Here is a 9228-nt window from a genome sequence, read left to right on the forward strand (position 1 = left end):
TTCCACCCAATCGTTTTGCCGGTCGGTCGAGCCCGGCGCGCTTCCCGGGAGCGCGCCCGAAGCACCTGAACACCACGAGGAGCATCGCATCCACGGGTTTCCGGCAGGTTGCGTACCCGGGCCGAGACCCCATTGTGTGTCAGGGTCCGGCCCGAGACGACCCCGAGGCCCCCGTGGCGGACGCGCGGGCCGGGCCGGGAGTGCCCCGAGAGGGCGGCGGGAACGCCGTGGAACGGCCTCGGAAGTGCCCCGGGGCGCCCCGGAGGCCGCGATATCCGCCCCGTGTGAGGTGCCCGGCCGCCGCCGTCGATACGATCTGCGGCTATGAGGGGTCTCCGGCTCGGCCGCCTCAAGCGCTCCACGCGTCCCGTGGCACTGCTGAGTGCCGCCGCGACGCTCGTCGGCGCGCTCGTGCTCTGTCTGAGCGTGGCCGCCGACAGCCACGGCCGGGCCCCGGACCGGGCCCGCGGCATCGTCGCCGTCACCGGCTCGGCGCCGCCGAGTGATCTGCCCTCCTTCGTCTGCCCTAACGACGGCGGCCCGTGCGGGCTCCATCCCGTCATGGGCGCCGCGGTGCTCACGACGCCGCCGCCGGACACCCCGCCGGTCGCCGGGGAGCTTCCCGCGGGCCCCGCGGGCCCGGCCGGTCCCGTCGGCCCCGCCGGTACCGACGCCCGGCCGCGCGCGCCCGGCCTCCATGTCCTCCAAGTGCTGCGGATCTAGGAAGGAACGGGCCCGATCCGGCCGAGAACGGAATCCGGCGCCCTGTCGGATCCGCCGGTTCCGGTCGCCCTCTTGCCTCTTCCCCCCGTTGCTCGCAGCCTCTTGTGGCAGCGGATCCCCCCTTGACGAAGGACGCACACCCATGGCTTCCCGTAAGAACTCCCCCAGCTACTCGAAGAACAACGCGGCGCACGACCGGAGAGCCCGAATAGAGGCGGCGCGGAAGCTGGAGGCCGCCCGCGAGCGGCGCAACCGGATCCTGACGATCGGTCTCAGCGGTCTGGTCGTCGCCGGGCTCGTCGGCTTCGGTCTCTATGTGATCAACGAGGAGGACAAGGAGGAGAAGCAGGCCGTCGCGGACCGCAAGGAGCCCATCTCGGGCGAGAAGGTGTGGGACGCGAAGAAGCTCGGCAGCACCCATGTGAAGGGCGCCGTCAGCTACAAGGAGAAGCCCCCGGTCGGCGGTGACCACCACACCAACTGGATGAACTGCGACGCCAAGGTCTACCAGGAGCCGATCCCCAACGAGAACGCCGTCCACTCGATGGAGCACGGCGCGGTCTGGGTCACCTACACGGACAAGGCGTCCAAGGCCGATGTCGCCAAGCTGGAGAAGAAGGTCGGGAAGACGGCCTACTCCCTGATGAGCCCCTACAAGGACCAGGCGGGCGCCATCATGCTGACGGCGTGGGGCAAGCAGCTCACGGTGGAGTCGGCGGACGACCCGCGGGTGAACAAGTTCTTCACGAAGTACGTCCTCGGCGAGCAGACCCCCGAGAAGGGCGCCACCTGCTCCGGCGGGGTGACCGGGAAGTGACCGGGATGACGCGGACGCACTGGACGGCGGTCACCGCGGTGGTCGCGGCGCTCGTCTTCGCCGGGGCGGCCACGGTGGCGTCGGCGGGTGGCGGCGGCGGGCAGCCGGGGAATCCGGCGTCGGACTCGGCGGACGCCGGGTTCGCCCGGGACATGTCCGTCCACCACCAGCAGGCGGTGGAGATGTCGTTCATCGTCCGCGACCGGACCCGGAACGAGGAGATCCGCCGGCTGGCGTACGACATCATCAACACCCAGGCCAACCAGCGGGGCATGATGCTGGGCTGGCTCGACCAGTGGGGCCTTTCGCCGGTCGCGGCGGACCGGGAGCCGATGGCGTGGATGGCCGGCAGCGGCGCCCACGACGGGCACACCGCGAGCACGGGCGACGCCCGGATGCCGGGCATGGCCACACCCGCGCAACTGGAGAAGCTGGGCGAGCTGAACGGCGAGGCGGCCGAGATCGAGTACCTCCGGCTGATGACCGCCCACCACAAGGGCGGCGTCGACATGGCCGAGGCCTGCGTGGACCTGTGCTCCCCCGGGGCCCAGCGGCAGCTCGCCGACGGCATGGTGACCGGTCAGCAGTCGGAGCTGGAGCTGATGGCCGATCTCCTGAAGGAACGGGGCACCGCGCCGCGTCCTTAGCGGGTACGGGACCCGGAGCCGTACGACTCCTTCCTCGGCGGAGGGCGTACGGCCCCGGGTACCGGCCGGGCCACTCCGGGCCCGGCGCCGGTGTCAGGCCGCCCGCGGCGCGGTCAGCGACCAGGTGATCAGCGGCGGCCTCAGGCCCGCGCACCGGGGCATCCCCTGCTCGTCGGTGAGGCCGATCCGGGTCTCGGCGACGCCCCCGCCCGCCGCTCCTGCGGGCAGATCGGCCAGGAAGATCTTGGCCCGGCGGAACATCGCGAACTCCCCGCCCGGCGGCAGTTCGCCCCAGGTGAGATAGGCGAACCGGGCACCGCGCGGGCCCTGGACGTACGGCCCCCGGAAGTCGGTGGCGCCGTCGGGTCCCGGCACGGTCTCCACCGGGATCTCGAAGACCGCCGTCGCCACGTCGGCCCGCACCACCTGGTCGGGTTCCCGGCCGCGCTGGGTCCCGACATGGATGTGGTGGAAGCCGCCGCGGTCGGTACCGGGCAGGTCCTCCCCGATGATGCGCAGTGTCAGCCGGGGCATCGGCCTCGGCCCCCTCTCCTCGTCCCGTCGTACGGCGCCGGTGTCGACGAACCCGGTGTGGACAAACCCGGCGTCACCCATTCGGCTCAGCACGGTCGCCTCACCCGAACGGCGGAACGACCATGGAGGCGTACCGGCGTGCCGACCCGGGGGACGGCGCCGCCCGCCGACCGTGAGGAGACCCGAACGTCATGACCACAGCCAAGGACATCATGCACCCCGGGGCCCAGTGGATCCCGGCCCACGAGACCCTCGACCGGGCGGCCCAGCTGATGGCCCGGCTGGATGTGGGCGCGCTGCCGATCGCCGACGCCGACGAGCGGCTCTGCGGCATCCTCACCGACCGGGACATCGTCGTGGGCTGTGTGGCCCAGGGGCACGACCCGGCGAAGGTGACGGCCGGGGAGATGGCCCGGGGCACACCCCGCTGGATCGCGGCGGACGCGGGCGTGGACGACGTGCTGACGGAGATGGAGTCCCACCAGATCCGGCGGCTGCCGGTCATCGAGGAGAAGCGGCTGGTCGGAATGATCAGTGAGGCGGATCTGGCACGGCATCTGTCGGAGGAGCAGCTGGCGGGCTGGGTGGAGCGGGTGTACGCCAGGGGCTGACCCGGGTCGCCTCCGCGAGGCAGCGCCCGGGCGGGACTTCGCGTTACGGCCCGGGGCCGTACGGCGAAAGCTACGCGGCGGAACGCGGCGGCGGACCCGTCTCCAGGACCGCTCGGGCGACGGCGTCCGGGCGGTCCAGCATCATCAGATGCCCGGACGGGCCGATCTCCCGGAACCTGGCGTCCAGCGCCAGGGCGAGGCCCCGCTGCCGGGCCGTCCAGCGCCGTCCGCCGGAGGTCGCGGCGAGGACGGTGACAGGCGCACCCGGCGGCAGCGGGCGGCGTTCGCGCAGGGCGAGGAGTTCGGCGGCGACGGCCGTGTAGTGGGCGTTCTCCAGCAGGGCGCCGCGCAGCACCCGGGTGGTGCCGTAGACGGCGCGTACGAGCGACGCGGGGGCGGGGTCGCCGCCGCCGGTACGGGAGACGCGGACCGCGATCCGCCGTACGGGTGGCCCGAGGGCGGCCGGAACGCCCAGGGCGCCCAGCGTTCCGCCCGTCACCCGGGCGACGGCGGTGCGTACGGCGGGCGCGGCCGGGGCGGCGGCCCGTTCCTCGACGCTGGAGTCGACGAGGACGACACCGGTGGTCCGGCCGGGGTGGAGCCGGGCGAAGGCCTCGGCGTGGAACCCGGCGACGGAGTGCCCCACGACGGTCGCGGGGCGGTCGCCGAGCCCCAGCGCTTCGAGGATCCCGGTGATCCGCCCGGCCTCGCCGGCGGCGGTGGGCGCGGTGGTGGCGGGGGCGCTGAGCCCGTGGCCCGGCCGGTCGAAGCGGACGACGGTGCGGTGCGGGGTGAGCAGGGGGACCACGGGGTCCCAGTCGAACCAGCCGAGCCCGAGCCCGGCGCTGAGGACGACGACCGGCCCTTCGCCCGCCACCACCACATGGTGCGGTACGCCTCCGACCCGTACGAACGTCACCGTGCCACCGCCTCCGGCCGTCCCGTGCCCGGGTCGCCGTCCCGGGTCGCGTCCTCCGGCGTCCCCGGTCGGCGCGCCGCCTCCCGGGCGAGCGACAACGCGAGCACGCCCAGCCAGACTGCCACGAAGAGCACCTGGAGCCGCTGCCCGGCGCCGAGGGCCCAGGTCCCGTTCCCGGCCTCGAAGGCGGCGATGGAGCCCAGGGTCCAGCCGGTGGCCGCCAGTTCGAGCACCACGAGGACCGGGCCGAACGCGGCCACCTCGGGCCACCATCCGTAGCGGCGGGCGGCGATGGTGAGGCCGACGATCCCTATGAGGGCGCCGGTCATGGCGAGGGAGCTGCTCACGGCGTGCGCGGTGTGGGTGGCGGGCACCAGTCCCGCGGTCTCCCGGGCCGCGCACTCCGGGTCGTCGGTGGGGGCGCAGCTCAGCGGCAGCCGGGAGTCGACGGCGGTGGCGGCGCCGAAGAGCGTGACACCCGCCCAGCCGATCAGGGCCCAGGGTCTGCGGGGGCCGCGTACCGCCCGGGTGAGGGCCCAGACGGCGCCCGCGAACACCAGGGAGCCGGCGGCCAGGTCGGTGGCCCGGAAGAGGCCGCCGAACGGCTGGTCCTCGGCGGCCAGTTCACTGACGTACGTCTGCACCGGGTCCAGCCCCGTCGCCAGGGCGACTTCGAGGAGCCAGGCGGTGTAGACGAGGGCGCCGACGGCTATGAGTGCGGGGATCATCCGCCCATGATCCCGCACAGGTGACCGATTCGGGCCCGACGGACCGCGACCGTATACCCGGTGGGGGTAGTATGCGGATCATGCTGAAGGGCCACGGGACACACGCGGGACGGCTGACGCTGTTCCTCGCGCTGCTGTTCGGCGTGGTCACCATGCACACCGTGGGCCACCCTTCGTCGGGACACGGCGGAGGTACGACGCAGGGCGCGCAAGCCGCGCACATCGCGCGGGCCGAAGCGGGAGCCGGAGCCGTACACGCCGCCGAAGCCGCCGCGCGGGGCCCTGTGGTGCTCCCGGTCGTCCGGGGCGCCGTCCCCGAGCACGGGACGATGGACCCGACGTCGGTCTGTCTCGCCGTGCTGGGGGTCTTCGGCTGCGCCCTTCTCCTCGTCGCCGCCGGGGCGTGGCTCGGGCGGCGCGGCGCGGCCGGCCGGACACCGCGCGCGGGTGTCGCCGCCGCGATCCGGGCCGGTCCGCCGACCCCACCACCTCGGATACGTCTCGCACAGCTGTCGGTGCTGCGGATCTAGAAGCGCGTGGCCGCCCATGAGGGGCGGCCCGTGTGACGGATCCGTACGGCCCCGACCGGGCCGAACCCGGTCAGTACCCGACAGCACGAGGTGTTTTCACATGAGCACGAGTTCGTTCATCAATCGCCGTTCCCTGCTGGGCGCGTCGCTCGCGGTGGCCGGTACGGCCGCGCTGGCGGCCTGCTCCGGCTCGGACGGCAAGGGCGGCGGCCACGCCGGGCACAACGGCGGCGGCCAGGGCGGCGGCGCGGCGAAGCAGGGCGCGGGCACCGGCTCCGGCGGGTTCGTGGAGCCCGGCGGACCGGAGGTCAGGGCGGCCGAGGCTAAGCGGGGCAAGGGCCCCGAGCGCAAGGTCCGGCTGACGGCCACGGCCGCCACGATCGACATCGGCGGCCGGTCCGTACGGACCTGGGCCTACGGCGACCGGCTGCCCGGGCAGGAGGTGCGGGTCACCGCCGGGGACACCCTGGCCCTCACCCTCGCCAACAACCTCCCCGACACGACGTCCCTCCACTGGCACGGCCTCGCCCTGCGCAACGACATGGACGGCGTGCCGGGACTGACCCAGGCGCCGGTCAAGGCGGGCGCCGCCTTCGACTACCGGTTCGCCGTCCCGCACCCCGGCACCTACTGGTTCCACCCCCACTCGGGCGTCCAGCAGGACCGGGGGCTGTACGCGCCGCTGATCGTGGAGGACCCGAGGGAGCCGCTGAAGTACGACCAGGAGTGGGTGATCGTCCTCGACGACTGGGTCGACGGGGTCGAGGGCTCCACCCCCGACGCGGTACTCGCCGAACTGAGCAAGGGCATGGGCGGCGGCGGGCACGAGGGCCACGGCATGACCGGTATGGGCGGCCGGAAGGCGGCGGCGAGGACGCCGGGCCCCGGCGACGGCCCTTCGCGGATGATGATGGGCGCCAAGAGCGATCTGCTCGGCGGGGACGCGGGAGACGTCGCGTACCCCCACTATCTGATCAACGGGCGGACACCGCAGGCGCCCACGTCGTTCACCGCGAAGCCGGGCGACCGGATCCGGCTGCGGATCATCAACGCGGGCGGGGACACCGCCTTCCGGATCGCCCTCGGCGGCCACCGGATGACGGTGACCCACTCGGACGGCTTCCCGGTCGTCCAGCGGGAGACGGACGCGCTGCTGCTGGGCATGGGCGAGCGGTACGACGTCCTGGTGACGGCGGGCGACGGGGTGTTCCCCCTGGTGGCACTGGCCGAAGGCAAGAACACCACGGCGCTGGCCCTGCTGCGGACCGGCGGCGGGGCCGCCCCGGCGGCGAACGTACGGCCCGCGGAGCTGACCCGGCGGGTGCTCACCGGGGACAAGCTGCGCGCGCACGCCTCGGTGGCGCTGCCCGCCCGCAAGCCGGACCGGGAGATCCGGATCGAGCTGACCGGCGGGATGGCGATGTACGACTGGGCGTTCGACAAGCGGCCGTACTCCCCCGACCAGCGGCACGAGGTCCGCGCGGGCGAGCGGGTGCGGCTGGTGTTCCGCAATCCGACGGAGATGTGGCACCCGCTGCATCTGCACGGCCACACCTTCGCCGTGGCGAACACAGTGGGCGGGGCCCGCAAGGACACCGCGGTCATCCTGCCGAACGGCACCCTGACCGCGGACTTCGACGCCGACAACCCGGGCCTGTGGATGATCCACTGCCATAACGTCTACCACGCGGAGGCGGGGATGATGACGGTCCTGGGCTACCGGAAGTAGACCGGCGGACCAGTCGAGGGATGGTGTGGGGCAGCCCCTCGCGGGCTCCTCGGGGGGCTCCTCGGCGGGCTCCGCGTGGGGCGCCCCACACCGCCCGCCCGGGACATCGCGTCAGAAAGACGATTACACTGGGCCCGTGCCTCAACTACGTCTCGCCCTGAATCAGATCGACTCCACGGTCGGCGACCTCGGCGGCAACGCCGACGCGGTCGTGCGCCGCACCCGGCAGGCGGCCGAGCGGGGCGCCCATCTCGTGGCCTTCCCGGAGATGACGCTCACCGGCTACCCCGTCGAGGACCTCGCCCTGCGGTCGTCCTTCGTCTCCGCGTCCCGTGCCGCCCTGCGCGCCCTGGCGGCCCGGCTGGCGGACGAGGGCCTGGACGATGTGCCGGTGGTCGTCGGCTATCTCGACCGTTCCGAGGCCGCGCAGCCGCGGTACGGCCAGCCCGCGGGCGCGCCCCGCAACGCGGCGGCCGTCCTCCACGGCGGCGATGTGGTGCTCGTCCTCGCCAAGCACCATCTGCCGAACTACGGCGTCTTCGACGAGTTCCGGTACTTCGTGCCCGGCGACACCCTGCCGGTGGTCCGGGTCCGGGGTGTGGACGTGGCGCTGGCGATCTGCGAGGACCTCTGGCAGGACGGCGGCCGGGTGCCCGCCGCCCGCTCCGCCGGGGCCGGGCTGCTGCTGTCGATCAACGCGTCGCCGTACGAGCGCGACAAGGACGACACCCGGCTCGATCTGGTGCGCAAGCGCGCCCAGGAGGCCGGGTGCCCGGTCGCGTACTGCGCCATGGTCGGCGGCCAGGACGAACTCGTCTTCGACGGGGACTCCATCGTCGTGGACGCGGCGGGCGAGGTGATCGCGCGGGCTCCGCAGTTCGCCGAGACCACGATGATCGTGGACCTCGACCTCCCGGCGGCCGGCGGTGTCCCGTCCGGCGTGGTCGACGACGGGCTGCGGATCGACCATGTCACGGTCTCCGCCGAGCCGGTGGAGCCGTACGCGCCGGAGCCGGCCGCCGAGGCGCGCGCGGAGCGGCTCGACGACGACGCCGAGGTCTACGCGGCCCTCGTCACGGGCCTGCGCGCCTACACCCTGAAGAACGGGTTCCGGTCGGTGGTGATCGGGCTCTCCGGCGGGATCGACTCGGCGCTGGTCGCGGCGCTGGCCTGCGACGCGCTGGGCGCGGAGCACGTGTACGGGATCTCGATGCCGTCCAAGTACTCGTCGGGGCACTCCCGGGACGACGCCGCCGACCTCGCGCGCCGCACCGGCCTCCACTTCCGTACCGTCTCCATCGAGCCGATGTTCGACGCCTATATGGGGGCGCTCGGCCTCACCGGGCTCGCCGAGGAGAACCTCCAGTCCCGGCTGCGCGGCACCCTGCTGATGGCGGTCTCCAACGAGGAGGGCCATATCGTCCTGGCGCCGGGCAACAAGTCCGAGCTGGCGGTGGGGTACTCCACGCTCTACGGCGACTCCGTGGGCGCGTACGGGCCCATCAAGGACGTCTACAAGTCGACGGTGTTCCGGCTGGCGCTGTGGCGCAACCGGGTCGCGGCCGAACGCGGCGAGACCCCGCCGATCCCGGAGTCCTCGATCACCAAGCCGCCCAGCGCCGAACTCCGCCCCGACCAGGTCGACACCGACTCGCTGCCCGACTACGACGTCCTCGACCGGCTGCTGGAGCTGTACGTGGACCGGGACCGGGGCCGGGACGAGATCGTCGCGGCCGGGTTCGACGAGGAGCTGGTGAACCGGGTGCTGCGGCTGGTGGACACCGCCGAGTACAAGCGGCGGCAGTACCCGCCGGGCACCAAGATCTCCGCCAAGGGCTTCGGCAAGGACCGGCGGCTGCCCATCACCAACCGCTGGCGCGAACACGCCTGAGCCACGAACGGCCGCGGTGTGCCGCGGTGCGTGTGGGGCCCGGAAGCGAACGGGAGCGGGAGGGGCCCACACCCGGAGGGGCCCACGGGCCCGCCCGCC

At 73.6% G+C, this 9228-nt stretch carries 10 protein-coding genes; 7 read left to right on the top strand and 3 right to left on the bottom strand.

Translation table 11 applies throughout. The features are described 5' to 3' along the window. Nucleotides 1–324 precede the first annotated feature (324 nt). The 3 genes from ACFXG1_RS13555 (at nucleotide 325) to ACFXG1_RS13565 (ending at nucleotide 2187) form a co-directional block, all read left to right on the top strand. The gene (locus ACFXG1_RS13555) at nucleotides 325–723 is read left to right on the top strand and encodes a hypothetical protein (RefSeq protein ID WP_384720786.1); all 399 of its coding nucleotides are present in this window, start codon (nucleotides 325–327) and stop codon (nucleotides 721–723) included. 142 nt (nucleotides 724–865) lie between these two features. Continuing rightward, a complete protein-coding gene (locus ACFXG1_RS13560; RefSeq protein WP_384720789.1) occupies nucleotides 866–1540 on the top strand; it encodes a DUF3105 domain-containing protein in 675 nt (224 codons plus the stop codon). Nucleotides 1541–1545: 5 nt separating this feature from the next. Then, nucleotides 1546–2187: a DUF305 domain-containing protein gene (locus tag ACFXG1_RS13565; protein WP_384742430.1), complete on the top strand. Its 642-nt coding sequence runs from the start codon at nucleotides 1546–1548 to the stop codon at nucleotides 2185–2187. Nucleotides 2188–2280: 93 nt separating this feature from the next. Here ACFXG1_RS13565 and ACFXG1_RS13570 read toward each other — a convergent pair whose 3' ends face one another. Beyond that, the gene (locus ACFXG1_RS13570; protein ID WP_384723315.1) at nucleotides 2281–2814 is read right to left on the bottom strand and encodes a DUF5990 family protein; all 534 of its coding nucleotides are present in this window, start codon (nucleotides 2812–2814) and stop codon (nucleotides 2281–2283) included. Nucleotides 2815–2912: 98 nt separating this feature from the next. Here ACFXG1_RS13570 and ACFXG1_RS13575 point away from each other — a divergent pair, with 98 nt between their 5' ends. Beyond that, entirely contained in the window at nucleotides 2913–3332 is a 420-nt protein-coding gene (locus tag ACFXG1_RS13575; RefSeq protein ID WP_384723312.1) for a CBS domain-containing protein, read from the top strand. Nucleotides 3333–3402: 70 nt separating this feature from the next. Here the strand turns inward: ACFXG1_RS13575 and ACFXG1_RS13580 are convergent, their stop codons facing one another. After that, the gene (locus tag ACFXG1_RS13580; protein ID WP_384742433.1) at nucleotides 3403–4251 is read right to left on the bottom strand and encodes an alpha/beta fold hydrolase; all 849 of its coding nucleotides are present in this window, start codon (nucleotides 4249–4251) and stop codon (nucleotides 3403–3405) included. After that, entirely contained in the window at nucleotides 4248–4979 is a 732-nt protein-coding gene (locus tag ACFXG1_RS13585) for a DUF998 domain-containing protein (RefSeq protein WP_384718397.1), read from the bottom strand. The genes ACFXG1_RS13580 and ACFXG1_RS13585 overlap by 4 nt, the downstream gene beginning before the upstream one ends. Before the next feature lie 80 nt (nucleotides 4980–5059). Here ACFXG1_RS13585 and ACFXG1_RS13590 point away from each other — a divergent pair, with 80 nt between their 5' ends. The 3 genes from ACFXG1_RS13590 (at nucleotide 5060) to ACFXG1_RS13600 (ending at nucleotide 9129) form a co-directional block, all read left to right on the top strand. Beyond that, nucleotides 5060–5509 carry a DUF6153 family protein gene (locus tag ACFXG1_RS13590; RefSeq protein ID WP_384718399.1) on the top strand — a complete coding sequence of 150 codons (450 nt, stop codon included), beginning with the start codon at nucleotides 5060–5062 and terminating at the stop codon, nucleotides 5507–5509. A gap of 100 nt (nucleotides 5510–5609) precedes the next feature. Continuing rightward, complete coding sequence (locus ACFXG1_RS13595) at nucleotides 5610–7238, top strand: multicopper oxidase family protein (protein ID WP_384718401.1); 1629 nt, start codon at nucleotides 5610–5612, stop codon at nucleotides 7236–7238. 136 nt (nucleotides 7239–7374) lie between these two features. Continuing rightward, a complete protein-coding gene (locus ACFXG1_RS13600) occupies nucleotides 7375–9129 on the top strand; it encodes an NAD+ synthase (RefSeq protein WP_384718403.1) in 1755 nt (584 codons plus the stop codon). Nucleotides 9130–9228: the final 99 nt, after the last annotated feature.

It is taken from the genome of Streptomyces sp. NPDC059248 (assembly GCF_042753905.1).
In the GTDB taxonomy this organism is placed as follows: domain Bacteria; phylum Actinomycetota; class Actinomycetes; order Streptomycetales; family Streptomycetaceae; genus Streptomyces.

Coding starts and splice junctions, on each gene's coding strand:
- ACFXG1_RS13555 (WP_384720786.1), top strand. CDS start 325: ATGAGGGGTCTCCGGCTCGGCCGCCTCAAGCGCTCCACGCGTCCCGTG.
- ACFXG1_RS13560 (WP_384720789.1), top strand. CDS start 866: ATGGCTTCCCGTAAGAACTCCCCCAGCTACTCGAAGAACAACGCGGCG.
- ACFXG1_RS13565 (WP_384742430.1), top strand. CDS start 1,546: ATGACGCGGACGCACTGGACGGCGGTCACCGCGGTGGTCGCGGCGCTC.
- ACFXG1_RS13575 (WP_384723312.1), top strand. CDS start 2,913: ATGACCACAGCCAAGGACATCATGCACCCCGGGGCCCAGTGGATCCCG.
- ACFXG1_RS13585 (WP_384718397.1), bottom strand. CDS start 4,979: ATGATCCCCGCACTCATAGCCGTCGGCGCCCTCGTCTACACCGCCTGG.
- ACFXG1_RS13590 (WP_384718399.1), top strand. CDS start 5,060: ATGCTGAAGGGCCACGGGACACACGCGGGACGGCTGACGCTGTTCCTC.
- ACFXG1_RS13595 (WP_384718401.1), top strand. CDS start 5,610: ATGAGCACGAGTTCGTTCATCAATCGCCGTTCCCTGCTGGGCGCGTCG.